Here is a 23,147-nt window from a genome sequence, read left to right as displayed (position 1 = left end):
GTCCGCAGAACCGGCTAGGCGTGATCGGGGTGGGGGATGAGTGTGGGATCGCCGAAGAAGGTTGCCAGCTGGCACAGCTCAAGGGCATCGAGTACCGCATGGCTGTGCATGACCAGATGCAGCGGATAGCCGCCCTGCAGCGCCGTCTTCTTGGCGGCCAGCAGCAGTTGCAGGCCGGCACTGTCCATTTCGCTGACCTGGGAGAGATCCAGCTCTAGCTCTTGCTGGCGATAGAGCAGGGGTGTGAGCGCCTGTTTGAGTTCGGCTGCGGTATAGATGGTCATCTCACCCGCAATGGCCACAACCGTCTTCTCTTCGCCCGTTTCGATATGCAGCGGCATGAATGCCTCCCGACTCAGGGCATGATGAGCTTGGCGACGGCAGCCAGCATCTGGTCCGGCTGGAACGGCTTGACCACCCAGGCCTTGGCTCCCGCAGCCTGTCCTTCCTGCTTCTTGCTGTCCTGGGATTCGGTGGTCAGCATGATCACCGGGGTGAATTTGTAGCTGGCCAGTTTCTTGGCCTCCTTGACGAAGCTGATGCCGTCCATGTTCGGCATGTTGACGTCGCTGATGATGAGGTTGATCTTCTTGCCGTCGAGTTTCTTGAGGGCGTCCTTGCCGTCACAAGCCTCCATCACCTCATAACCGGCGCCCTTGAGCGTCATGCCGACGACCTGGCGTATGGTTGCCGAGTCATCCACGATCAGGACTGTTTTGGCCATATCTCTCTCCTAGAAAAAAGTGACATCAGCGTTGCTGGATGGGGTTGCCGTCGGGGTTTTGCGACCGTGATGGATATTGCGCTGCTCATCGGTGGCATATGAGAGTTCCATGTCTGCCAGCCAGCTTTCCGCATCGATCTGTATGGGGCCGGACTGGTGCGTTCTGGTGCGCGACGAGATCAGGTGATCGTTGAGGCTGTCCATGTTCTGACGAACATGGCCAAGGATTTGACTGACCCTATCCTGGAACTGTAACGACACGATGACATCGGAAATCTCACGGTGGATCCCGGTACTCTCGCTCTGCAGCAGGGCTGCCGACTCGGCCAGGCTGGTGGTGGCCATCCGAAAGCGCTCCAGTACCTGTTCGATGGCGTGTTCGGCGTCGCTGACGGCGGCCTGATCCCGCCCCGCCGCACTCTCGGCAATCTGGAAGGCCCGGCCGATGCCGGTATTGATGGTATCGACCTTGTCGGTCATCTTCTGGGCGGTCTCGCTGGAGAGGCGCGACAGGGTGCGCACCTCGTCCGCTACCACGGCGAAGCCACGACCCGCTTCACCGGCTCTGGCCGCTTCGATGGCGGCATTGAGGGCCAGCAGGTTGGTCTGGGAGGCTATCTTGGCCACGTCGAGCGCCATGGTGTTGAGTTCGATGGTGTAGGCGGTGAGGGTTTTTATCTCTGCCAGCATGGCGTCACGGTTGGCCTGGGTGGAGTGCATGATGGCGACGACCTGATTGAGCTGGGCCTGGCTCTCGGCCAGCACGGCGGCCATCCCGGCCGATTTCTCGCCGCCCAGATCACCGGCGGCGTTGTGGGAGGCGGCGACCGCCTCTTCCAGCTTGGTGGTCAGCCCGGCAAAACGCTGGGTGAGGTCAATCATGGCCCCTTCGGTTTGCTGGCGAGAGTTTTCAATCTGTTGCGACCAGATGGGCACGGCCTTTTCGCACACCTGCTCGAGCCCGATGATGGAGTGGTTGAGCCCGGCAGCGGACCATGACGGAGTCTGTTCTTGTTCATCGGGCTGGCCGGCAGGTTTGGCGTGGTAGTGGCGGGCACTCCAGAGGGTGGCAGCCACGGCCAGCACCAGGTTGGCCAGCAGATACGGCAAGGGGCTGCCTGCAAGTACCAGCAGCAGGGTGCTGAACAGGCCCAGGCCAAGGCCGCAGGCCCAGCTGACAGGCTCCCAGAAAGGGGAGGAGTGTGCCCTTGTGTTGTCTGTCATACGCGAACTTGCCCCTGCATATGGATGGAAGAAGGTGAACCGCCGTCCCTTCAGGTAGGGACCCAAGCGCCAACTTGCTAGTTATCAATAGCTCAGTAAGGTTAGCGCAAAAAAATGGGCTGGTTACAAATTGGTCCTATTCGGGGGGCGCTACTGAGAAAATTGGAATATGGCGACTGTCACAGGGCCATTGGCGGGAGTGACAGCGGTGAGAGGGCCGGAGCCTGGGAGGAGGGGAGAAGTGCTGGGTGCGGCAATAAAAAGAGCCTGCATTGGCAGGCTCTTGGTGCTGTATGTGTGGATTTACGCTTCGTCGGCGTGGGCCTTCTGGCACCCTTCCACGGCATGGGCGATAAGCTCGAGCGCGCTCTTGTCGCACGGCGGCAGTTCAGCCTCGCACGCCTTGATGGGCGTCACGCGATCGCCCCACTTGATGATGGCGGCGCCCCAGGTCAGGCCAGCACCGAAGGCGGCGGTCAGCAGATAGCTGTTCGGCTGGACGCGGCCCTGCTCCAGTGCCTCGCACAGGGCGATGGGCACGGTGGCGGCGGAGGTGTTGCCGTAATGCTCGATGTTGACCATCACCTTCTCCATCGGCGCGTTCATGCGCTTGGCGAGGGTCTCGATGATGCGGATGTTGGCCTGGTGCGGCACGATAAGATCGATCTGCTCCGGAGCGATGCCAGCCTGTGCCAGTACCGTGTTGGTGGCTTCGCCCATGCCGCGTACGGCCCGCTTGAAGATCTCCTGGCCTTCAAAGTTGAAGGTAAACAGGCCGTCGATGTCGGCAAAGCGCACCCGATCGGTGCCGAAGTTCGGTACGTGCAGGATCTCGCGCGCCTCGCTGTCACAGCCCAGCTTGTTGGCGATGAGACCGCTCTCCTGCTCGCTCGCCTCGATCACCACGGCGCCGGCGCCGTCGCCAAACAGCACGGCGGTATCGCGACGGGCCCAGTCCAGCAGATAGGTGAGTCGCTCGGCGCCGATCACCAGCACCTTCTTCATCATGCCGGTCTGTACCAGCGAGGTGGCGACCGAGAGGGAGTAGACGAAACCGGTGCAGGCGGCGTTGAGGTCGAACACGGCGGCATTGACGGCACCCAGCTTCTTCTGCACCGCGGAGGCGGCGCTTGGCAGCAGGTTGTCCGGCGTGGCGGTGGCCAGGATGATGCCGTCGAGGTCACTGGCTTCCAGCCCGGCGCAGGCCAGCGCACGACGTCCGGCCAGGGTGGCCAGATCGGAGGTGCTGACGTGGGAGATGCGGCGAGCCTTGATACCGGTGCGCGGGTAGATCCACTCATCCGACGTATCCATGATGGTGCTGAGGTCGTCGTTGGTCAGTACGGAGGGAGGCAGGCATTTGCCCCAGCCTGTGATATTGGCGTATTTCATCTTGTTACCGCTTCTCAAGTGGATCGCCCGCGGGCGGAAAATCGCGCAATTATGCCGCACGGGGCAACCACTGTCATCTTGTGGTCATGGTTATCTGGCAATAGGGTCACGCCAGGTTGCGGGGGCTGACGGGAAATTTCGCTTAAACCACAGGGCTTGGCTGCCCTAAGATAGGGCTTTCGCCACTGGATGGAACTCCCCCCTTGCACAAAGCCAATCTCAATCTGCTGCCCACCCTCAAGGTGCTGCTGGAGACTCGCAACATCAGCCGGGCGGCGGAGCTGCTGCACCTGAGCCAGCCCTCGATCAGCAAGCAGCTCGGCCAGCTGCGCAGCGAGTTTGGCGACGAGTTGCTGGTGCGGGAGGGGCAGCGCTGGCTGCTGACGCCACGGGCCGAGGCGCTGGCTGCCCAGCTGGCGGATTCCCTCGGTGCGCTGGAGCGGCTCTACGAGGCCCCCGGTTTTGACCCGAGCCGCTGCGAGCGGGTGTTCCGGCTCGCCTCCTCCGATTACGTGGCCCAGCACATCCTGCCGGATATCTGCGCGGCGCTGGCCAGGGAGGCGCCGCTGGCGGCGCTGGAGTACAGCCTGTGGGACAAGCGCCTGCTGCCGCAGCTGTGGCAATCCGAGCTGGACATGGTCTCCACCATCACCGAACTGGTGCCGGATCAGATCCGCGGCCTGCATCAGGGGGAAGATCGGCTGGTGGTGTTGATGGGTAGCCACCACCCGTTGACGGGGCGGGCGCTCAGTCTTGGTGACTACCTTGCCTGGCCTCACCTGCAGGTGAGCGGTGGTGGCGACAAGGACAGCCCGGTGGAACAGGTACTGGCACCGCAGGGGCTGTCCCGGCGCTGGTTTGCCCGAGTGCCCTTCTTTCAGGCGGCGGTGGAGGTGTTGTTGCGCACCGACTGCCTGCTGACCACCCCGGCTCACATTGCCTGGCAGCTCTCTTGCGAGCACGCCCTGCACTTTTGTGATCTGCCGTTTGTCAGCCGTACCCAGCAGTATCATCTGCTGTGGCACCAGCGCCACCATCAGGATCCGGCCCACAAGTGGTTTCGCGAACTGGCCTATCCCTTCCTGCGCGAACACCTGCAGCGCACGGTGGCGGCGAGCCGCAAGGTGTTGAATTCGCCCCGCTAGCAACAGACGCTTGTGTTGGCCTATAGCCGTTGGCTATGGGTTCTATTCCCAACTTTCACTTCTGGCATAACCAGGGGCCCTTTACCCTGAGCGCAGACATTCATCTTCCGCTTGAGACAAGGAACACCATGGAACTGACGAGTTGGCTGGCACTGGCCGCAATCTGCGTGATGGGCGCCATCAGCCCGGGGCCGAGTCTGGCGCTGATCATCCGCAACACGGTACAGGGAGGGCAGGGGCACGGTGTGGCCACCGCGCTTGGCCACGGCTTCGGGGTTGGCATCTATGCGCTGATCACGGCGCTTGGCCTCGCCATCCTGATCACCCAGACCCCGCTGCTGTTTGACGTTATCCGCTACGGCGGCGCCGCATTTCTCGCCTGGCTCGGGGTCAAGGCGTTGCTGGCCAAGCCTGCCAAGGGGGAGGCGAGCGAAGAGGTGCACCAGCTGCGCGGTCGGCAAGGCGCCTTCGAAGGCTTTATGGTGGCCTTTCTCAACCCCCAGCTCGCGGTCTTCTTCATCGCTCTGTTCAGCCAGTTTGTGCATGCCGACACCGGCTGGCGCGAAGGTGGCATCATGATGCTGACCGCCGGCGGGATCGACGCTGTCTGGTACGTGCTGGTGGCGCTGGTGCTCTCTCGTGGCCCCGTGCTTGCCTGGCTCAAGGCCAAGTCCTTCGTCATCGACAAGGTGAGCGGTCTGGTGCTGCTAGGGCTGGCCCTGAAGGTGGTGCTCTGATCCAATCCTGTATTTTGCGGTGATCTTAAGCGGGATCAAGGCGGGGAGGGTGGCAATGCCCTAGAGTGGCGCCCATTTGCTGTCCGCCCTGATCCCGAGACCATGCACCAGAACAAGCACCCGTTAAGCCACACCAACCGGTTGGAGCTGCTGGCTCCGGCCAAGAACCTCGCCTACGGCATCGAAGCCATCAACCACGGCGCCGATGCCGTCTACATGGGCGGCCCTGCCTTTGGCGCCCGCAGCGCGGCGGGCAACTCCCTCGAGGATATCGAAGCGCTGGCGCGCCATGCCCATCGCTTCGGTGCCCAGGTCTTCGTCGCCTTCAACACCCTGCTGCACGATCACGAACTGGAGCTGGCCCGGCGGCTGACTCACCAGATCTACGAAGCCGGTGCCGATGCGCTGATCGTGCAGGACATGGGGTTGCTGGCGCTCGACTTGCCCCCCATTGCGCTGCATGCCAGTACCCAAACCGACAACCGTACCCCGGAGAAGGTGAAATTTCTGCAGGATGTGGGCTTCTCCCAGGTGGTGCTGGCGCGTGAGCTGTCCCTTGCGCAGATCCGCGAGATAAGTTTATCGACCAACGTGCAGCTGGAGTTCTTTATCCACGGCGCGCTCTGCGTCTCCTACAGCGGTCAGTGCAACATCAGCCATGCCCGGACCGGCCGCAGTGCCAACCGTGGCGAATGTGCCCAGCTCTGTCGCCTGCCCTGCTCGCTGCAAAAACCGGATGGCGAGGTATTGGTGGCTGACAGCCACCTGTTGTCCCTCAAGGATATGGATCAGACCGACAACCTGGAGGCGCTGATCGAGGCGGGGATCCGCTCCTTCAAGATTGAGGGGCGTCTCAAGGGGCTCGATTACGTCAAGAACGTCACTGCCTGGTATCGGCAGAAGCTCGATGCCATTCTGGATAGCCGCAGCGATCTGGTGGCCTCCTCGGCCGGCCGTTGCAGCTACAGCTTCACGCCTGATCCCAAAAAGAGCTTCAACCGCGGCAGCACCGATTATTTCCTTCATGGCCGCCAGCCCGGGATCGACTCCACCAAGAGCCCGAAATACGTGGGTGAGCCGTTGGGTCGGGTCACCAGAGTCACCAAGGATGGCATCGAGATCGATGGCAAGCCCGTGAGCCTCAACAACGGCGATGGCCTTGGCTTCTTCAAGCCGAACAACGAGCTGGTGGGGATGCGTCTGAACAAGGTGGAAGGTAAGCAGTTACTCCTGTCAGAGCGCATGCCGGGCTTGAAGGTAGGCACAGAAATCTACCGCAACCACGATCAGGCATTCAGCAAGGTGCTGGAGAAGGCCAGTGCGGATCGCCGCATCCGGGTCGATATGGTGCTTGCAGAGTGCGATGAGGGCTTGCGCCTCACGCTTACCGACGAGCAGGGCATCAGCGCCGCCGTCGCGCTCCCCTGCGACAAGCAGCCGGCCGACAATCCGGAGCGGGCGCTGCAACAGGCGCGCGACCAACTCGGCAAACTCGGCAATACCCTGTTTGTAGCGCGCAAGGTTGAGTTGGCGTTTACTCACCCGCTATTCATTGCCGCATCCATGCTCAACGGTTTGCGCCGGGAGGGTATCGCCGCACTGGAGGCTGCCCGTCTGGCCAGCTACCAGCGCCCCGAACGGCGCATCGCGCTGCGGGATATCCACTATACCCAGCACCGTCTCTCCTATCTTGGCAACGTGCTGAACAGCGCGGCCGAACAGTTCTTCCGCGAGCACGGGGTGGAGCGCATAGCGCCCGCTTATGAGGCGAACAAGGAGGAGCGGGAAGTGGTGCTGATGATCACCAAACACTGCATCCGCTACAGCCAGAACCTCTGCCCGAACGAGGTACCGGGCCTCAAGGCCGAGCCGCTGGAACTCAAGATGGGCAAGGACATCTTCCGCCTGCGGTTTGACTGCCCCCGCTGCGAAATGCATGTGATGGGGAGTTTGAAGCGTTGATGAAGCTCACCTCTCCCGACATCTGATGCTTTACCTTCTCCCGGCGGCAGGCCCTATCAAGGAGTTTTCTCGGGGAGGAGAGGCGAGGATGACGCGATTCAATGGAGAGGGGGCGCTGGATTATGACCAGCGCATTACCCGGCTGGTGCCCGGTTATGAGCTGCTGCACCAGCTCAGCGCGTCCCAATTGATGGGACGGCTTGGGCCGGAGGCACGCGTTCTGCTGGTGGGGGTCGGCACGGGCAGCGAACTGCTGTTGCTGGGGAGCCAGTGTCCCTGCTGGCAGTTCATTGCCCAGGACATATCCGCCGACATGCTGGCGCAGGCCAGAAGGCAAGCCGAGCAGGCGGGGATGGCGGCGCGGATCACATGGTGGGAGGGGCCGTTGCCGGCCGACAGCATGGCGTGTGACGGTGCACTCTGTCTGCTGGTGCTGCACTTTCTGCCGCAGGAACACAAGGCGGCACTGCTCGCCGACATCGCCCGCCAGCTCAGGCGCGGTGGCCCTCTGTTGCTGGCCGACCTGATGGCTGCGCAAGACGATGACGAGCGCGCCGTGATGGGGCTGCACGCACACCGTGCCGGTCTGCCTCGGAGCGCCAGTGAACAGATGGTGCTGCGCCTGGCTCAGGACTTCTTTCCCCTCGATGAGAAACAGACCCGACACCTGTTGCAGGCGGCGGGCTTTGGCGTTGGTCGGCGCTATTTTCAGGCGCTCGGGTTCCATGGCTGGCTGGCCGAGCGCCTGTGAGTGGGCGCCGTGTCGTCAACCAGAGATACCCTCCAGAGTGAGCAGCGCCTGCTTGATGGGCAAGCCCCCCGCATAGCCGGTCAGGCTGCCGTTCTGGCCGATCACCCGGTGGCAGGGGATGATGATCGAGAGCGGGTTGCGGCCGTTGGCGGCACCCACCGCCCGCACCGCATTGGGCTTGCCGATGGCGCGGGCGATGTCGCTGTAGCTGCGGGTCTCGCCGTAGGGAATGTCGCACAGCGCCTGCCAGACCGCTTGCTGAAACGCCGTGCCTCTTGGTGCGAGCGGCAGGGTGAAGCGTTGCAGGCGGCCGGCAAAATAGGCCTCAAATTGCGCGAGAAAAGGGGCCAGCACCACCTTGTCCTGTCGCCAGCCACTCATGTCGGGCAGCGCGCGCAGCCCCGCCACGAAGTCCACGTGCAGCAGGCCGCGCTCGTCGATGGCCACCAGCAGATCGCCGCAGCGACTGGGCAAGATATCGTAGCGGATCATGGGGTTGTCTCCTCTGCTTGGTTGTCGCTTGCTGCGTGGCCTGGTACTGGCTCGGTCAGCAGGGCCGGCTCCTCGCTCATGGCATGCCACAGCCAGCTCGCCGCGTAGCCGCGCCAGGGCCGCCACCTTTCGCTGTGGGCCAATACCGCCTTCACCGGCAACTTGGTGCCGCCCCCCAGCGCCTTCAGTAGCACCAGATCCGAGGCGGGAAAGGCATCCGGATCCAGCCCGCAGCGCAGCCGCCAGTAGGCGACCGTCCAGGGGCCGATACCGGGCAGCGCCAGCAGCTGTTCATCGCTGGCGCTGATCAAGTTCAACTCGCCGCTGGCCAGCGCCTGCGCCAGTCTCTGCAGCGTTCTGATCCGGCTGCCGGGCATGCCGATACCGTCCAGATTGAGCTCGCACAGCTGGGCAGGGGTGGGCAACTGCGCCACCCCGAATTGCGCCTCGGTGCGGGCCACCAGCCGCCCCAGTATGGTGATGGCCCCCTTGACCGACACCTGCTGGCCGACGATGGCGCGCAGCATCACCTCGTACTCATCCCAGCCGGCGGGCAGCCGAACCCCCGGCCAGCGCGCCTGCAGGCGTGCCAGCAGCGGATCCTGCCCGACCCGCGTACCGATGCGCTGCATGTCGGCATCGAGATCCCACATCCGGCGCACCCGATACAGCAGATCCGGCAGCGCGGTGGGCGGCAGATCATGGACGCTGAGCTGCAGGCTGTGCCCCTTGCCCTGGCTGATGCGCACCCGCGCGAGCTGATCGCCGACCCGGTGCCAGCGTTCATACCCCTCGCCATCTACCCGCTCCAGCCCCGGAATGGCGCGCAGCCGGTAGAACGCCAGCATGGCCGCCACGTCGTACGGGGGGCGGTAGGGCAGTTGCAGCGTGAGCATCGCCCCCTCCTCGGGCTGCGGTGCAGCCTGCGTCAGGGCAGCGTCGGCGCCGGTTGGCTCGCTCTGACGGCGCAGGGCCCGCGGCGCCAGCCCGTATGCCTGCTGCCAGGCATCGTTGAAGCGGCGAATGCTGGCAAAGCCCGCCGCAAACGCGATGTCGGTGATGGGCAGCCGGGTTTCGGTCAACAGTCGCTTGGCGAGCAGCAGCCGGCGCGTCTGCTCCACCTGTTTCGGCGAGGCGCCGAGGTGCTGCTCGAACTGGCGACGCAGCGTGCGTTCACTGATGCCGGCCTGTTCCGCCAGCGTGGTGAGCGAGCCTTCCGCCAGCTCGCCGCGATCGATCCGGGCCAGCAGGCGCGCCAGCGTCGGCGGCAGATCGCCGGGGGCGGCGGGCGCGAGCTCCGGCCGGCAGCGCAGGCAGGGACGTAGGCCGTGCTGCTCCGCTGCGGCGGCGCTTTGGAAGTAGCGCACGTTGTGCTCGTGTGGCGGCCGCGCCGGACAAACAGGCCGGCAGTAGATGCCGGTGGAGAGCACGCCGGTAAAGAAGCGGCCGTCGAAGCGCGCATCGCGGGTCAGGCGGGCGGCATGGCACTGCTCGGCGCTGAGCGGCAGGCCTGCCTCATCCCCTGTGGTCGGCGACATCGTCATGGCGTGATCTGTTGGCATCGGTGGCTCCTTGCGCCGAAAACGGGGTGGGCGCGGCGGCCCGGATGAGTGAGAGACTAAGCAGGAACGAAGACGATGACTAGCCAGAAACGGACAGCAATTGAAATAAAACCGAGGCCGCGCCCGCGACTGCAGGGTATGAAAAACAGATCGGTTTGGCGGGGCAAGTGTGCGAATCTGGGATAACAACATCCAAGGAGGAGAGAGCCATGCCAGGACCCGCACGTGCCGGCGCCCTGATCTATGCCAGGGATCCCGGCCTGCTGAGCCACTTTTATCGCACCCTGCTGCAGATGGAGATCCGCAGCCAGAGTGACGAGCTGATCGTGCAGGAAAACGCCGACATCCAGCTGTTGCTGCACGCAATCCCCGCTCCCTATGTCGAGCAGCTGGTCATCACCACGCCGCCGCAGCTGCGCGAGCAGGGCGCCATCAAGCTGTTCTTTACCGTGCCGAGCCTCGCCTGGGCGGAAGCGAAGGCGGCCGATCTCGGTGGCGGCTTGCTGCCGCAGCAGTGGTCTGGCCCCGGTTTCGTGGTGCGCAATGCGTTCGACCCCGAGGGCAACATCCTGCAGCTGCGCGAGTTTGTCGGCGTGCCGGACGGGCGCTGACACGCTGCGTTACCATGAAAAACGGGGCCGTGAGGCCCCGTTTGTTATCTGCTGGCGGGTGCGCTGGCACCTTATTTCAGATAGCGCTGCTCCAGATGGCGGCGCAGCCAGTGCGGGTTCAGCGCCTCGCCGGTGGCGCGGCTGACCAGCTCGTCGGTGCCGTAGCGGCTGCCCTGGGACCAGATGTGACGGCCCAGCCAGGCGAAGATCTCCGGCAGGCGGCCCGCCGCGATCAGCTCGCCCATGTTGCCGAGCTCCCGCTCGAGCGCGAAGCGCAGCTGCGCCGCGTACATGGCGCCGAGGGTGTAGCTCGGGAAGTAGCCGAACGAGCCGTCGGTCCAGTGAATGTCCTGCATGCAGCCATTCTGGTAGTTGCCCTGGGTGGAGAGCCCCAGCCACTGCTGCATCTTGGCGTCCCACAGCGCAGGGATGTCCGCCACCTCGATGCGCCCCTCGATAAGGTCGCGCTCCAGCTCGTAGCGCAGGATGACGTGGGCCGGGTAGGTCACCTCGTCCGCATCGACCCGGATAAAGCCGGGCTCGACCCGATTGTAAAGCTTGACCAGGTTCGCCGGCGCCAACGCCGCCTGCTCGCCGAAGTGGGCGCGAATGTGCGGCGCCAGCAGCGTGAGGAAGGCGGGATCATGGCCGAGCTGCATCTCGCAGAACAGGCTCTGGCTCTCGTGAATGCCCATGGAGCGCGCCTCGGCCACCGGCTGGCCCAGCAACTGGCGTGGCAGGCCCTGCTCGTAACGGGCGTGACCGGTTTCGTGGACTATGCCCATCAGGCTGGAGACGAACTCCTGCTCGTTGTAGCGGGTGGTGATGCGCACGTCGGTCGGCACCCCGCCGCAGAACGGGTGGCTGCTCACATCGAGCCGGCCGTGGGCAAAATCGAAGCCGAGCAGCCCCATCACCTGCTGGCCGAGCGCCTGCTGGGCGGCGATGGGAAAGGGGCCTTGCGGGATCAGCACCGACTCGCGCTTTTGCTGCTCGCTCACGGTCTGGATCAGGTTTGGCAGCCAGCCGGTCAGATCGCCGAAGATCTCGTCGAGCCGGGCGCTGGTCATGCCCGGCTCATAGAGCGCCAGCATGGCGTCGTAGGGGCGTACCCCCAGCGCGTCGGCACGCAGGCGAGCCACCTCGCGCGACAGCGTCACCACCTCGGTGAGGTTGGGGGCAAAGCCCGCCCAGTCGTTCTCCTTGCGCTGGCGGCGCCAGGCGTGCTCGCACTTGCTGCCGGCGAGCGACAACGCCTCCACGAGATCCCCGGGCAGCAGGCTCGCATCCTGCCAGTGGCGCTTGATCTCGCGCAGGTTGGCGCGCTGGATCTCGTCCAGCGGCTCGCTCTCGGCCTTGGCAATCCAGTCGCCCAGCTCGGGGGCGGTGCGCTTGTGGTGGATCAGCAGCCCCAGTTCGGCCATGGCCTCGGCGCGGGCTTCGTTGCCCCCCTCCGGCATCATGGCGGCCTGATCCCAGCCACAGATGGCAGAGAGGTGGGAGAGCCGGTGCAGCTGTTGCTGATGTTGTTCAAGTTTCTGATATGACATGGGATTGTCCTTGTTATCGTCCCTGATGGCGTACACCCCGTACCTGGCATGCTCGGGGCCGATCGATGCTAGCACTGCCCTCGTGCGTTTTACCACCCTGGCTTAGGATGACTGACCAGATGACGGGCGCTGGCTAGCCGAGCCGTTTCTGATGGCGTTCGCGGTTCTCTGACTTCTTGCGCTCGCTCTTGCGCAGCAGCACGTAGAGGGCCCCGCCGCCGCCGTGGCGACGCTCGGCGCTGTGGATGGCCATCACCGCCGTCAGTTGCGGCAGCCAGGCGCTTACATAGCTTTTGAGCAGGGCGCGCGGCGTGCTGCGCTCCCCCTTGCCGTGCAGGATCAGCATGCAGCGGATGTCGCGCAGTTCGCAATCCGCAATGAACTGCACCAGGCTCTGGCGCGCTTCGTTCAGGGTCTTCTGGTGCAGGTCCAGGCTCGCCTGCAGCTCGTATTTGCCGAGTCGCAGCTTCTTGTAGACCCCCTCCTGCACCCCGTCGCGCTTGAAGCCGACAATGGCGTGAGGGTCGAGCATCTCGACCGCCTCCATGCTGAGGTGATCCAGGGCGAGTTGCTCGGCGGTGGCGGCCTGGCGCCGCGCCAACTGGGCGTCGGTCGGGCTGCTACCCGCCGTCTGGAGGCGGATATGGTCGTTGCGAATGGGGCGCACATCGGCCACTTCATTGCGAAACAGTGAGAGTTCGTCGTTATGAGACACGGCAGGCTCCCCGCAGGTGGAATGAGCGGCCATTATAGCGGGCGGGGGCGGATCTGAAAGTGGCGGGCGCGCTGGTGGCGCCGGGTTGCTCAGCCCGTGAGCAAAGGGGAGGCGAGGGTGGGATCAGGCGATCGGGGATCGCCTGACGCAGGCTTATTGGCCCTCTTTCGGCGGCTTGGCGTTCATCACCTTGTAGATGAAATAGGCCGCGTAGGAACTGATCAGCAGGAAGGTACCGATAATCACCAACATGGACATCAGTCCCACGCTGTTGCCGAACATCAGGTTCATCCAAAATTCCATCTCATGCACTCCAGTCATCCCATTGATGACAGGCATGATAGATACCTCTTTGGGAGCAAAGAGATGATCTCGATCAAGTCCTTCTGTGGTTATTAAATCGGCAGCCGGATCTGTGAGCGCCCTCCCATATAAAGACCCTGACGGGGCCGATGTGGCCCCGCCTGCGCCTTATTGGCGGGCCGGCTTGCGTGGACCCGGCTCGGTGAGCGGGGTGATGCGCCAGCCCTGCTGCTCCAGCAACGCGAGCAAGCCCTGGTCGCCGTAAAGATGCAGCGCCCCTACCACGATGAAGCTCTCGTTCGGCAGGGTGGACCATTTCTTCAGCCAGTTGTGGTTGCGCTCCGCCAGCAGGGTCTGCTCCAGCCAGGCCTGCAGCTTGGGCGGCGCCATCTCCGATTTGAGCAGGTTGATGAGGGTCGTCTCGTCCCCCTCTTCCCACGCCTTCATCACCTCGCGAAAGCCGCGCTCGAGTTCGGGCAGCTCGTCCAGGGTGCTCTCCAGCATCAGGGTCTGGTTGTCACCGACGCTGGCGAGGTAGCCGAGCTGCTCGAGCAGGGTCTCGAAGCCGATGATGGGCTTGCCGCTGTCGCCGGCCTGCTTGGCGAAGTGCTGATCCACCCCGAGCGCGCTGCGAAAATCGGTGCGCTCCAGCGCCGCCTGGGTGAGGGTGATGGCGGCGAACCAGGGGCGCAGCGGGGCCAGCATGTTCTCGGTCAGGCCGTTCTGGCCGGCGGCGATGATGGTGCGCCGGTAGAGATCGAGCGGCACGTGCTCCTTGAGGGTCTTGCCGTCCACCAGCCGGGTGATGGCCCCCATCTCCTGCCACTGCTGCTGGCTGATGTGGGTCAGGTCGACCTCCAGCACCAGGGCGCGACTCTGCAGCCAGGCCCGCTCGATGGGGTCGGGCAGCGGATAGAGCGAGGGCTTGCCCGCGTGGATGGAGCCCAGCAGCCAGTGCTGCTGATCGCCCTTGCTGACCTTATAGAAGGCGGGGTCGGCAAAGACGCTCAGCGGCAGCAGCAGGCAGAGCAGGAAGGGGAGCAGCAGGCGATGGAGTCTCATGGGGCACCTTATGTCAGCGGATGGCTTCTCTTCGTCACAATAACCCCTATGATAAGTCCTCATTTGTCACAGCCAAGAGGTTTTCCCATGCCCCACCTTCGTTTTCGGGCCGTCTCCGTCGACACCCTCAAGCAGATAAGCGCTCCCCTGCTGGCGGATCTCTGTGCCCTCACCGGGGGCAAACCGGAGTTCGTCACCCTGGAGAGCATCGACAGCCACTGGGTGCGCGAGGGGGAGGTCGAGGCCGGCTTTCCGTTCGTCGAGCTGGTCTGGTTCGAACGCCCGCAGGAGCTGCAGGACGCGGCCGCGGCGCTGATCACCCGCCATCTGAAAGCGGTGCTGGGGGAGCAAACCTATGTGGTGGTGCAGGTACTGCCCATCGTCAAGAGCTGCTATTACAGCAACGGCCAGCACTACTGAGCGGGGGCTGCCAGGGATGGCGGCTTGGCTGATTCAAGCCACTCTGGTGCCGCATTCTGGTGCCGGTTGGTGGGGATGAGACGAAAGGCGACGACGCTCGTCGTCACCCCTGGCTGCAGGCTGCTTGCGGGCGTGCCGGGCAGCGAAGCGGTCGCCGTCAGGCCGACTTGGCCAGGATCCGGTCGAGCAGGCGACTGGGCAACAGGCGGCGCAGCACCCCGAACAGCCGGGTCGGGAAGGTGACCGGGTAGCGGTGCTTGGGGCGCGGGCTGCCGAGTGCGTGCAGCAGCGGCGCGATGCAGGCCTCGCTTGGCAGGGTAAAACCGCGGGCACCCCCTTCACGCTCCAGCCGGCTCAGGGTCTGCTGGTAGGCGGCCTGATGGCGGCTGGCGGCGGGCTCTATGTGGCGCAGGAAGGCGGCGCGGGCATTGGCCCGAAAGCGGGTGTCGATGGGACCCGGCTCGATCAGGCTGATCTGCACGCCGCTGCCGGCCAGCTCCAGGCGCAGGGTATCGGTATATCCTTCCAGCGCGAACTTGCTGGCGTTGTAGGCGCCGCGATATTTCATGGCCACCAGCCCCAGCACCGAGCTGTTCTGCACGATGCGCCCCTCGCCGGCCGCCAGCATGGCCGGCAGCAGCTGGCGAATCAGGTGGTGCCAGCCAAACAGGTTGGTGTCGAACTGCTCGCGCAGCGCCTGGGTGGGCAAATCCTCCAGCGCGCCGGGCTGGCCGTAGGCGCCGTTGTTGAACAGGCCATAGAGGCGGCCGCCGGCCAGTGCCTGCGCCTCGGCCGCGCCCCGCTCTATGCTGGCCTCGTTGGCCAGATCCAGCTCGACCGCCAGCAAACCCAGCTGGCGCAGCTGCGCCACGTCCTCGGCCTTGCGGGCGGAGGCGATGACGGTGTAGCCGTGCTGGCCGAGCGCCTTGGCGGCGGCCAGGCCGATGCCGCTGGAGCAGCCGGTGATCAGAACGAAGCGGGACATGGGCGCATCCTTGTGTGACGAGGCAGGCAGAAGCGCCTGCGGTTTTGCATGTTAACCCGCTGATCAGAAAAAAGAAAACCGGGCCAATCGGCCCGGTTTGCTAACTTCAACCACCTGCTTACAGGATGGTGAACGGCATGATGATGTGGAACTTGACGTCTTTCTCGGAGGCGAAGATGTTGGGGTATTCGGTCCAACCGCCGCCCTGGCTGATGTCGTTGTTGTAATCGGTGTAGTGCAGCTTGAACAGGGTGCCCTTCAGCTTGCCATCCTGCACTGTGTACATGACGTCGAAGTTGGCTGCCCATTCGGTATCTTCACCGTTGGTGGCCTTGGTGCCGTCGCCTTTCTGGATATCCCAGCCGTAGGCACCGGAGACACCGACGGACCAGCCAGGTGCACCCACCAGGTCATCCAGGGAACGGGTCACGCCGAAGTACAGCGCTTTCTCGTTGTTGGCGTTCCAGTCGGAGCGGGAGTCCCACCAGATTTCGTTCGCGCCCTGGGAGTTGCCGTAGCCACGGGTCAGACGGGGCAGGTAGTTGCCTTCGTTACCCTCGGCCTTGGTCCACAGACCTTCCAGACGGAAGCCGTACGGGCCCATGCCCCAAGCGGCGGTCAGCGCTTGCTGCCATGCCAGACCATCGTAAGTCTCGATGTCGGCACCACCCTTCTGATAGGTCTTGGTGTCGGAACCGTAGAACTGGTAGCTGGTGGAGAGGCCGTTCAGCACGTCGAATTTATGGGCCAGCTTGAAGTGGTAGCTGTCCATGTAGTTTTCGGAGTTACCGTAGGAACCGGTGATGGCGGTGCCGTTCTCGAAGGTGTAACGGGCGGCGACACCCTGGATGTAGTCGATGACGTTTTCATCGGCGAACGGATCCATCCATGCCTTGGCACGGGAGAACTTTTGGGTCTCCTTGTACCAGGGAGATTTGTACTCGTCCGCGATGGCGTAGGTCAGGTAGAGGCCACCGAAGTTACCCTCGATCTGGCCACCACGGTAGGTACCCGGTTGATAGGACCAGTTCACACCGATCACGCCCGGTACGTAGAGCTGGGTCAGACCACCCTTGGCGGTGAGGGCACCGTCCAGCGCCTTGAATTTCAGCGAGGCGTTGGCCAGGCTGAAGCCGCCTTCCGGGGAGCCGTCCTTGTAGTTTTCGCCCCATTTGTTGCCGGCGAAGGAGAATTCGTTCTCCTGGTTGACCGGGTGGTTCTCGGTCACGGCCAGGTCATAGGCACCGAAACCGCCCACATCGATACCCACCACGTCCCAGGCGTAGCCGGAGTTGAAGTTCAGGGAGGCCTGGGTGGTGGCGTGGCTCAGGTTGGACTGGTACTTGCCTTCTTTGTTCTTGGCAGTGGGGTCGCCATCGATACGCTGACGGTCACGCTGGAAGTAGAAGAGGCCACCGTTGAGTTTGCCTTCTTCATAGAATTTGCTGGCGGCGGCTGCATAGGTGGGGCCGGCTTCGTCGGCAGCCAACACCATACCGGGGGCGAGCATGGCAGCAACGATGGCTGCGCTCAATGCGGCACGTTTGAATATCACTTTTTCCATTTTGTATTGCTCCTGATTTTATGGACTTAGCTTTTTTTGTCCGGCAGTCAGGCAAGCGCCCGCCGCTCGGTATTGGCATTGCAATCAAGACCCCGAAGGGCAAAAAGTTCGAGTATGTCGGCTGCGGCCGCGACGTCTTGGCACATCTGCGGTGGTGCAGTTCTGTTCATCACATATTTTGTTTTTTTGTGTTCCGATCCTTGGCTATCGGACAATCCAAGAGTACGTTCGCGGTGCGAAATATCAATGGAAAGTTCCCACCAAGTTTCAAAAATATGACCGAGTGCAAATAATCATGACGCTTGCTGTGGACACTCCCAGCCCGCTGATATCGGTGATGACAACGTTTTCGGATGAAATTGCCGGCCGATCCGGACGGATCGCACGCTGCAGAGGGATCTTTCTTCGTTAACCAGCGGATAACAGATAATTTTGTGCCACAAAAAAAGATAAACCCCTGCGCGATGGCAGGGGCCGGGTAGGGGGCGCCGGCTAAACCGGCGCGGCTCAGGCCTGGTGACCGAGGATGCGCGGGATCTGGCTGGCCTGGTGGTGGATGTGCTCCGACACCTGCACCGAGAGGCGGCTGCCCTGGCGGGCGTGCTGGCTGATGCGGCCGATGAGATCGGCAAAACTGGCCAGCTTGTACTCCTGGCTCTTGGCGTTGTCGGCCCCCTGCAGGGCGATGACCGCCGTGCTGCGCGCCATCTCCCGCACCGCCTGGGTGGTCTGGCGCAGCTGCTCCGCCTGCTGGCGCTGGGCGGCGGCTTCTGCGGTGATCCGCGCCAGCACGGTGCCGAGCTGCTCCCCCGCCAGGGTCAGCCTGCTCAGAATCTCGGTGATCTGGCCGAGGGAGCGCTGGGTATCGGCGGAGAGGTGGCGCACCTCGTCGGCCACCACCGCAAAGCCACGCCCCTGCTCGCCCGCCCGCGCCGCCTCGATGGCCGCATTGAGCGCCAGCAGGTTGGTCTGCTGGGAGATATGGCCAATCACGTCGACGATGGCGGTCACATCTTCCACCGAGCGCTTGAGCTGGGCCAGGGCGCCGCCGCTCTCGTCGATGGCGAGTCCGGTCTGGGCGGTGGCCTGCAACATGCCGCCCACCAGCTGCTCGCTCTGGCTCATGGAGTGCTCGTTGTGCTGGGCGTGCTGCGCTATCTCGGCGGCCACCTGATGCACCTCGCCGGCCAGCTGGTTCAGCTCGCTCATCATCAGATCGCTCTCGTCCACCGCCTGCTCCGTGGTGCGGGTGCTGTGATGGATCTCCTGCACCTGGTTGACCATCCCCTGCAGGCTTTGCGACACCGCCGACAGCTGGCCCTCTTTCTGCTGCTGATCCTGCTGCAGCCGCAGGATGAGGCGGTTGTAGCTGGCGACGATGTCGGCCAGCTCGTTGCGCTCGCGCCCCTCTGGCAGGGTTTCGGCCTGCCCGGTCTCGTCGAGCTGCAGGAAGGCCGCGCGCAGGCGCAGCAGCGGCCTGACCAGCCAGCGGCGCTGCACCAGCGCAAACAGCAGGGCGACCAGCACCAGACAGAGCGCCAAGCTGCCGAGAATGGCGGCCAGCCGCTGGTTGACCGCCTGGCGGACGGCGGCCAGTTCGCTGCCGATATGGCCGGTGGCCTGCAGCATCTGGCCTATGTCTTGTTGCACCGCGAGACGGCCCGCCTGCTGCTGTTGCAGCGCCTTGCGGCTGTTCTCCAGCTCCTGTGGGTAGCGCTTGAGCAGCGAGAGCAGTTCGGCTTTGGGCAGCTCCCCGAGCTCCTTGCGTTCCGGTTCCCCCAGGGTGAATTCGTCGGCGGGGGGCGCCTCGAACAGACCGAGCGGCGGCAGGGCCGCCAGCTGTTCGGCCTGTTTTTGCAGGGCCGCCAGCTCGAACTGCAACCCTTCCAGCAGCTTGGGGCTGGCCTGCTCCATGTAGTTCTGGCGCAGGTGAGCGAGCCCCGGCAGGGCCGCCAGCAGGTCGCCGGCCAGCTGGCGATAACGCTCGGCGCTGGCCGGGTCGCTCCCCGTTGCCCCTTGCTGGCCGTAACGCAGCAGTGCCCTGGCCTGATCGGTCAGCTCGTTCTCGGCATTTTGCAGCAGCCACTGGCTGTTGCCGGAGAGCTTGCCGGCCGCCAGATAGCCGCTGTCGATGCGCGCTCCCATCTGTTCGAGCAGGGTGCGCAGCGGCGCCGTGAGCGCCACATCCTGCTGGGCGAGCTGGGCAAGCGCCTGCTTGCGCACTGCTTCGGCCTCGGTCAGCCGCAGCGGATCGCCGCTGGTGAGGTAGTCGCGCAGGGTGCCCTGCAGGGTACCGGTGAGCCGCTGCTGCAGCCGTTCGTGCTGGTACTGGGCCTGTTCGGCCTGGTTCAGCTGTTGCCAGCCGTGCCAGAGGGCACCGACCTGCACGGCGGCGACCAGCAGCAGAGCGAGAGAAGAGAGGGAGGCGTAATGGGCAATTTTCACGGCAGCATTCCTGCTTGTTGAACCACGGCGATGGGCGTCGGCGTGAGCTTAAGCAGCAGAGATGGCGCTTTTATGACAGTCAGCCCGGCGGCCCGGACTGACTGTCGAGGGGGGACTGTCTTACGGCTGCGGGGCGGGGCTTCCTGCTGCTGGCGGGCAGGGGGCTTGCCCAGCATGCCGAGCAGTGCGCCCCCCATGATGAGAGCACCAGCCAGCAGGTGACGGGGGGTGAGCTGCTCGCCATTGAGCAGCACCAGCAGCAGCGTGCTCAGCAGCGGCGTCAGATAGGCCAGTGCCCCGATCCGGCGCGGATCCCCGTCCCGCAGCGCCAGATACCAGGTGACGAAAGCCGCCCCCATGGGGCCGAGCGCCAGCCCGATGATGAGGCCCCAGTCACCGGCCGGGATGCTGGCCACCGGCAGCGGTCCCTCCAGCAGCCAGGCCAGCAGCAGCGCCAGCAGCCCGGCGGGCAAACAGGCCGCCGCCGTCATCACCGCCGGGGCCGGTGGCAGCCGGCGCGACAGCACCGAGTAGGCGCCCCAGATGATGGCGGCCCCCAGCGCCAGCAGATAGCCCGGCAGATAGGCCTGTTGCAGCTGCAGCTCGCCGTTCACCATCACCAGTACCGAGCCGGCCAGGCCCAGGGCGCCGGCCAGCAGGTGACGGCTGTGCAGCGGGTGGCCCGGCAGCAGCAGTGGGGTGAACAGGATGATGCACAGTGGCCACAGGTAGTTGATGAGGTTCGCCTCCAGCACGGGGGCGTGGCGAAAGCTCATGAACAGCAGCAGGTGGTAGAGCAGCAGGGCGCTGATGGTCACCAGCCAGTTGACCGGGCGAGCCCGCCACTGACGCCAGAACGGCAGGGCTCCCATCCCGCAGAAAAACAGCACCAGCCCCACCAGCACCAGCGGCGACACGCTGGTAACCCGGGAGGTGAGCGCCGCCAGCGAGGCCCACAGCACTATGGTCAGCAGCGCCAGCCCGGTGGACTTGTCCCACCACGAAGCAGCAGACATCCGACACTCCTTTGCAGATGAATGAACAAAAAGAGGGCCAGTCTAGCAGACCGGCCCTCCCTGATGGCCATACCTCGGTGGTGTGGCTACGGGATTATTTGCTGTCGGCCACCGCGTTGCTGATGGCAGGCAGCTGTTGGCGACGCACGCCCCAGATGATGAGCACCAGCACCAGCACCAGCAGCAAGGGATCAAACCAGGTGCCGCCAGAACCAAACGGCAGGTTGAGCAGTGCCACGCCACGGGGCGGGCAGGTTAGTTTGGGCAGGCATGGTTGTGGCTGGATGCGGGGCGGCTGACACGTCCGCAATCGGCTGAACGGCGGCCTTGGCCTGAAACGAGCAAGGGGTTGGCATCGTGATGATGCCAACCCCTTGTTTTGTATGGCGCTCCCGACTGGAGTCGAACCAGTGGCCTGTCCCTTAGGAGGGGACCGCTCTATCCTACTGAGCTACGGGAGCTTTGTGGCGGGCATTATACAAGAAGCCGCTCCCTTTTAAACCCTTGATTCTTATTCCAATACTGCCAGATCCCCGATCTGGATGTTAAACGGTGAATATTTGTTCTGGCTGCTGATGATGGCGCCATCCTCGAATACCTGCACCACTTCGAACAGGCCGTCGGCGGGGTTGCGCATCATGCGCGACTTGCCGTAGGGGTCGATGAAGTCGGCATCGTGCTGGATACGGAACTGATCCCCGAGCCGGACGCCGTTGCGGCGGCCCAGATTGATGTGGGGGCCGCGCTCGTTCTGGCCGACCACCCGGGCGGTGACCGGGGCGCAGCTAAGCTGGGCCACCAGATCCTGCACCGCTTCCTGCAACTGGTAGTTGACCTCCTGGCCATAGCTCGACTGCCAGAACTGGCCGCTGCTGCTGCCCACCTGATCCCGCTTGGCGAAGGCCCAGTTGGCCCGGCCCTGGTACTCCTTGCGGCCGAGCAGGCTGCCGTTGATGCCGTCGAACAGATAGAGCTGCATGCGAAAGTTGCGGATGGGATCTTCATACCAGCTGGTCAGCTGGTTGCCCTGTGGCTCGAGGGAGAGATCGTCGATGCTGCCGAGCACCAGATACTGGCTGTCGGTGCGCAGGCTGAGCGCCTTGATCTCCTCGAGGGCGCTGCGATCCCCCTGTTGCAGGTGGAGCGGGTCGATACGCAGGTTCTCGTCCAGCCACTGGCGCACGGCCACCCCTTGCGGCGCGTTGGCCAGGGCCTCGAACATGCGGCGTGACAGGTTGGCGGGCATGTCGTCGAGGGCGCCGTAGCTCGCCTGCTCGGGGTAGCGCAGCCGCAGCCGCACCAGCGTCAAATCCTTGGCGTAGTGCTGGGTCTGGCAGATCTGGCGCTCGGCCTGGATGTCGGCCTGTACCGTTATATACATGCGGCCGTTGCGTACCTCTTCCCGCTTGAGCCGATACTGGCGAATGTCACCGCCGGAGCGGATCTGGATCTGCTCGGAGCGCAGGCTGCCGTTTTCCAGGCGCTGGATGCTGGAGACGGCGGCGCCGCTGGCCAGCAGAGCCTGCCGCAGGGCATCGCGGGTCGCCTGCTCGCGGGCGTAGACCTCGTCTCCGCCCAGGATGGCGGCACTGCCCTGCGCCTCGATGATCTCGGCCCGGGCCGACAGACTGGCCAGCAGCAGGGTTAACAGCAGCGGTAATTTCATGACAAGCACCTTGAATATGCGGGTCGGCGCGATTCACCCCTGTCGAAGCGAGGTCGCCGGCCGATACAGATTACAGAACCGTGCCGGTTGCACAGTACACGCGAATATTTAGCAAGATCCATGCCTCATTCCCGGCTCAAGCTTTGGCTGGTCGAACCGATAACAAATCAGGTGCAGATACAGGAAAGGTATCCATGAACAAACTCATCACGGCGTTGGCGCTCGCCCTGGCATTGGCCGGCTGCGGCTCCGACCCCATCAACCGGGAGCAGGGTGATCCTCGTCAGGCGGCGCAGGGGATGGAACTCAACTGGTTGGTGGCGCGCATGACCGATCAGCTGATGGAGCGCAAGTCGCTCTCCACCCTGACCGAACCCATCGCGGTCTCCTCTTTCGTCGATCTCGATACCCTGCAGGACACCAACTGGATGGGGCAGCAGATCGAGGAGAGCTTTATTTACGAGCTGAACCGGCGCGGGGAAGTGGTGGTGGATTTCAAGCTGACCGGCAGCATCAAGGTCACCCCGCAGGGGGACTTCGTGATGAGCCGCAACTATCGGGATCTCTCCCCCCGGTTGCCCATCTCCCGCATCCTGACCGGCACCTTCAGCCGCAACAAGCAGGGGATCCTGGTCAATGCCCGCATCATCGACCTGCGTACCAAGATGGTGGAGACCACGGCCCAGAGCCTGATCCCGCAAAAATACCTGTTCGGTGCCAACAATTCGTTTGGCCGGGCCTCGATCAACCGCGGTTACCTGATGCGTGACAGCCAGGCGCGTCCCGGCGGCCATCTGGTCAATCTGACGCCCTGACAAGGA

Annotated in this window: 22 protein-coding genes, 1 tRNA gene and 1 pseudogene; 7 read left to right on the top strand and 17 right to left on the bottom strand. The window is 64.0% G+C overall.

Annotation, left to right across the window (positions count from 1 at the left end):
• Nucleotides 1-14: 14 nt before the first annotated feature.
• The 4 genes from ACB032_RS16700 to ACB032_RS16685 all read right to left on the bottom strand — a co-directional run bounded on the left by ACB032_RS16700 (nt 15) and on the right by ACB032_RS16685 (nt 3,340).
• The gene (locus ACB032_RS16700) at nt 15-341 is read right to left on the bottom strand and encodes an STAS domain-containing protein (protein WP_017408761.1); all 327 of its coding nucleotides are present in this window, start codon (nt 339-341) and stop codon (nt 15-17) included.
• Nucleotides 342-355: 14 nt separating this feature from the next.
• Nucleotides 356-724 (bottom strand): response regulator, encoded by a 369-nt coding sequence (locus ACB032_RS16695; RefSeq protein ID WP_011704967.1) that lies wholly within the window; start codon nt 722-724, stop codon nt 356-358.
• 9 nt (nt 725-733) lie between these two features.
• On the bottom strand, nt 734-1,948 hold the full coding sequence (locus ACB032_RS16690; RefSeq protein WP_371138366.1) for a methyl-accepting chemotaxis protein: 1,215 nt from the start codon (nt 1,946-1,948) through the stop codon (nt 734-736).
• Between the two features lie 303 nt (nt 1,949-2,251).
• A complete protein-coding gene (locus ACB032_RS16685; RefSeq protein ID WP_016349740.1) occupies nt 2,252-3,340 on the bottom strand; it encodes a ketoacyl-ACP synthase III in 1,089 nt (362 codons plus the stop codon).
• 203 nt (nt 3,341-3,543) lie between these two features.
• Between ACB032_RS16685 and ACB032_RS16680 the strand changes: the two genes are divergently transcribed.
• The 4 genes from ACB032_RS16680 (at nt 3,544) to ACB032_RS16665 (ending at nt 7,935) form a co-directional block, all read left to right on the top strand.
• Complete coding sequence (locus ACB032_RS16680; protein WP_371138365.1) at nt 3,544-4,485, top strand: LysR family transcriptional regulator; 942 nt, start codon at nt 3,544-3,546, stop codon at nt 4,483-4,485.
• A 128-nt stretch (nt 4,486-4,613) separates the two neighbouring features.
• Nucleotides 4,614-5,222 (top strand): LysE family translocator, encoded by a 609-nt coding sequence (locus tag ACB032_RS16675; protein WP_016349742.1) that lies wholly within the window; start codon nt 4,614-4,616, stop codon nt 5,220-5,222.
• 102 nt (nt 5,223-5,324) lie between these two features.
• The gene (locus ACB032_RS16670; protein ID WP_371138364.1) at nt 5,325-7,184 is read left to right on the top strand and encodes a U32 family peptidase; all 1,860 of its coding nucleotides are present in this window, start codon (nt 5,325-5,327) and stop codon (nt 7,182-7,184) included.
• A gap of 88 nt (nt 7,185-7,272) precedes the next feature.
• The gene (locus ACB032_RS16665; RefSeq protein ID WP_371138363.1) at nt 7,273-7,935 is read left to right on the top strand and encodes a class I SAM-dependent methyltransferase; all 663 of its coding nucleotides are present in this window, start codon (nt 7,273-7,275) and stop codon (nt 7,933-7,935) included.
• A 15-nt stretch (nt 7,936-7,950) separates the two neighbouring features.
• Here ACB032_RS16665 and ACB032_RS16660 read toward each other — a convergent pair whose 3' ends face one another.
• Both ACB032_RS16660 and ACB032_RS16655 read right to left on the bottom strand, forming a co-directional pair.
• Complete coding sequence (locus tag ACB032_RS16660) at nt 7,951-8,427, bottom strand: methylated-DNA--[protein]-cysteine S-methyltransferase (RefSeq protein ID WP_077095319.1); 477 nt, start codon at nt 8,425-8,427, stop codon at nt 7,951-7,953.
• Nucleotides 8,424-9,989 (bottom strand): AlkA N-terminal domain-containing protein, encoded by a 1,566-nt coding sequence (locus tag ACB032_RS16655; protein WP_371138362.1) that lies wholly within the window; start codon nt 9,987-9,989, stop codon nt 8,424-8,426. Before ACB032_RS16655 ends, ACB032_RS16660 begins: the two co-directional genes overlap by 4 nt.
• Before the next feature lie 209 nt (nt 9,990-10,198).
• Between ACB032_RS16655 and ACB032_RS16650 the strand changes: the two genes are divergently transcribed.
• Nucleotides 10,199-10,600: a VOC family protein gene (locus ACB032_RS16650; RefSeq protein ID WP_371138361.1), complete on the top strand. Its 402-nt coding sequence runs from the start codon at nt 10,199-10,201 to the stop codon at nt 10,598-10,600.
• Nucleotides 10,601-10,671: 71 nt separating this feature from the next.
• Here the strand turns inward: ACB032_RS16650 and ACB032_RS16645 are convergent, their stop codons facing one another.
• The 4 genes from ACB032_RS16645 to ACB032_RS16630 all read right to left on the bottom strand — a co-directional run bounded on the left by ACB032_RS16645 (nt 10,672) and on the right by ACB032_RS16630 (nt 14,230).
• Nucleotides 10,672-12,150, bottom strand: a complete 1,479-nt coding sequence (locus tag ACB032_RS16645; RefSeq protein ID WP_242795930.1) for a carboxypeptidase M32 — start codon at nt 12,148-12,150, stop codon at nt 10,672-10,674.
• A gap of 133 nt (nt 12,151-12,283) precedes the next feature.
• A complete protein-coding gene (gene smrA / locus ACB032_RS16640) occupies nt 12,284-12,865 on the bottom strand; it encodes a DNA endonuclease SmrA (RefSeq protein ID WP_371138360.1) in 582 nt (193 codons plus the stop codon).
• A 153-nt stretch (nt 12,866-13,018) separates the two neighbouring features.
• Nucleotides 13,019-13,204, bottom strand: coding sequence for a DUF3149 domain-containing protein (locus ACB032_RS16635; RefSeq protein WP_011704978.1), 186 nt, complete (start codon nt 13,202-13,204; stop codon nt 13,019-13,021).
• Nucleotides 13,205-13,336: 132 nt separating this feature from the next.
• Nucleotides 13,337-14,230: a TraB/GumN family protein gene (locus ACB032_RS16630; RefSeq protein WP_371138359.1), complete on the bottom strand. Its 894-nt coding sequence runs from the start codon at nt 14,228-14,230 to the stop codon at nt 13,337-13,339.
• An 87-nt stretch (nt 14,231-14,317) separates the two neighbouring features.
• Here ACB032_RS16630 and ACB032_RS16625 point away from each other — a divergent pair, with 87 nt between their 5' ends.
• Entirely contained in the window at nt 14,318-14,650 is a 333-nt protein-coding gene (locus tag ACB032_RS16625) for a DUF1904 family protein (RefSeq protein ID WP_039215483.1), read from the top strand.
• 157 nt (nt 14,651-14,807) lie between these two features.
• On the opposite strand, the gene ACB032_RS16620 is transcribed toward ACB032_RS16625, so the two are convergent.
• From ACB032_RS16620 to ACB032_RS16590, 7 genes and pseudogenes are all read right to left on the bottom strand, one after another.
• On the bottom strand, nt 14,808-15,635 hold the full coding sequence (locus tag ACB032_RS16620) for an SDR family oxidoreductase (RefSeq protein WP_043159901.1): 828 nt from the start codon (nt 15,633-15,635) through the stop codon (nt 14,808-14,810).
• Between the two features lie 118 nt (nt 15,636-15,753).
• Complete coding sequence (locus ACB032_RS16615; protein ID WP_113995764.1) at nt 15,754-17,199, bottom strand: OprD family outer membrane porin; 1,446 nt, start codon at nt 17,197-17,199, stop codon at nt 15,754-15,756.
• 507 nt (nt 17,200-17,706) lie between these two features.
• Nucleotides 17,707-19,644, bottom strand: coding sequence for a methyl-accepting chemotaxis protein (locus ACB032_RS16610; protein ID WP_371138358.1), 1,938 nt, complete (start codon nt 19,642-19,644; stop codon nt 17,707-17,709).
• 134 nt (nt 19,645-19,778) lie between these two features.
• Nucleotides 19,779-20,660 (bottom strand): annotated as a pseudogene (locus ACB032_RS16605) (DMT family transporter); the annotation flags it as partial.
• A gap of 94 nt (nt 20,661-20,754) precedes the next feature.
• Nucleotides 20,755-20,898, bottom strand: coding sequence for a hypothetical protein (locus tag ACB032_RS16600; protein ID WP_252376623.1), 144 nt, complete (start codon nt 20,896-20,898; stop codon nt 20,755-20,757).
• A 146-nt stretch (nt 20,899-21,044) separates the two neighbouring features.
• A tRNA-Arg gene (locus ACB032_RS16595) sits at nt 21,045-21,121 on the bottom strand.
• Nucleotides 21,122-21,171: 50 nt separating this feature from the next.
• Nucleotides 21,172-22,326, bottom strand: coding sequence for a flagellar assembly protein FlgT (locus ACB032_RS16590; RefSeq protein ID WP_371138357.1), 1,155 nt, complete (start codon nt 22,324-22,326; stop codon nt 21,172-21,174).
• Between the two features lie 194 nt (nt 22,327-22,520).
• Here ACB032_RS16590 and ACB032_RS16585 point away from each other — a divergent pair, with 194 nt between their 5' ends.
• Nucleotides 22,521-23,141, top strand: coding sequence for a FlgO family outer membrane protein (locus tag ACB032_RS16585; protein ID WP_016349807.1), 621 nt, complete (start codon nt 22,521-22,523; stop codon nt 23,139-23,141).
• Nucleotides 23,142-23,147: the final 6 nt, after the last annotated feature.

This window comes from Aeromonas sp. S5(2024), from assembly GCF_041403025.1.
Classification (GTDB): Bacteria; Pseudomonadota; Gammaproteobacteria; order Enterobacterales; family Aeromonadaceae; genus Aeromonas; species Aeromonas hydrophila.
This window is presented reverse-complemented; position numbering and strand designations above follow the sequence as displayed.

Excerpts from the sequence above, each read along its gene's own strand:
- ACB032_RS16585 (WP_016349807.1), top strand. The coding sequence starts at position 22,521 with ATGAACAAACTCATCACGGCGTTGGCGCTCGCCCTGGCATTGGCCGGC.
- ACB032_RS16700 (WP_017408761.1), bottom strand. The coding sequence starts at position 341 with ATGCCGCTGCATATCGAAACGGGCGAAGAGAAGACGGTTGTGGCCATT.
- ACB032_RS16590 (WP_371138357.1), bottom strand. The coding sequence starts at position 22,326 with ATGAAATTACCGCTGCTGTTAACCCTGCTGCTGGCCAGTCTGTCGGCC.
- ACB032_RS16695 (WP_011704967.1), bottom strand. The coding sequence starts at position 724 with ATGGCCAAAACAGTCCTGATCGTGGATGACTCGGCAACCATACGCCAG.
- ACB032_RS16685 (WP_016349740.1), bottom strand. The coding sequence starts at position 3,340 with ATGAAATACGCCAATATCACAGGCTGGGGCAAATGCCTGCCTCCCTCC.
- ACB032_RS16670 (WP_371138364.1), top strand. The coding sequence starts at position 5,325 with ATGCACCAGAACAAGCACCCGTTAAGCCACACCAACCGGTTGGAGCTG.
- ACB032_RS16675 (WP_016349742.1), top strand. The coding sequence starts at position 4,614 with ATGGAACTGACGAGTTGGCTGGCACTGGCCGCAATCTGCGTGATGGGC.
- ACB032_RS16690 (WP_371138366.1), bottom strand. The coding sequence starts at position 1,948 with ATGACAGACAACACAAGGGCACACTCCTCCCCTTTCTGGGAGCCTGTC.
- ACB032_RS16665 (WP_371138363.1), top strand. The coding sequence starts at position 7,273 with ATGACGCGATTCAATGGAGAGGGGGCGCTGGATTATGACCAGCGCATT.
- ACB032_RS16645 (WP_242795930.1), bottom strand. The coding sequence starts at position 12,150 with ATGTCATATCAGAAACTTGAACAACATCAGCAACAGCTGCACCGGCTC.
- ACB032_RS16650 (WP_371138361.1), top strand. The coding sequence starts at position 10,199 with ATGCCAGGACCCGCACGTGCCGGCGCCCTGATCTATGCCAGGGATCCC.
- ACB032_RS16655 (WP_371138362.1), bottom strand. The coding sequence starts at position 9,989 with ATGCCAACAGATCACGCCATGACGATGTCGCCGACCACAGGGGATGAG.
- ACB032_RS16630 (WP_371138359.1), bottom strand. The coding sequence starts at position 14,230 with ATGAGACTCCATCGCCTGCTGCTCCCCTTCCTGCTCTGCCTGCTGCTG.
- ACB032_RS16620 (WP_043159901.1), bottom strand. The coding sequence starts at position 15,635 with ATGTCCCGCTTCGTTCTGATCACCGGCTGCTCCAGCGGCATCGGCCTG.
- ACB032_RS16660 (WP_077095319.1), bottom strand. The coding sequence starts at position 8,427 with ATGATCCGCTACGATATCTTGCCCAGTCGCTGCGGCGATCTGCTGGTG.
- ACB032_RS16615 (WP_113995764.1), bottom strand. The coding sequence starts at position 17,199 with ATGGAAAAAGTGATATTCAAACGTGCCGCATTGAGCGCAGCCATCGTT.
- ACB032_RS16635 (WP_011704978.1), bottom strand. The coding sequence starts at position 13,204 with ATGCCTGTCATCAATGGGATGACTGGAGTGCATGAGATGGAATTTTGG.
- ACB032_RS16625 (WP_039215483.1), top strand. The coding sequence starts at position 14,318 with ATGCCCCACCTTCGTTTTCGGGCCGTCTCCGTCGACACCCTCAAGCAG.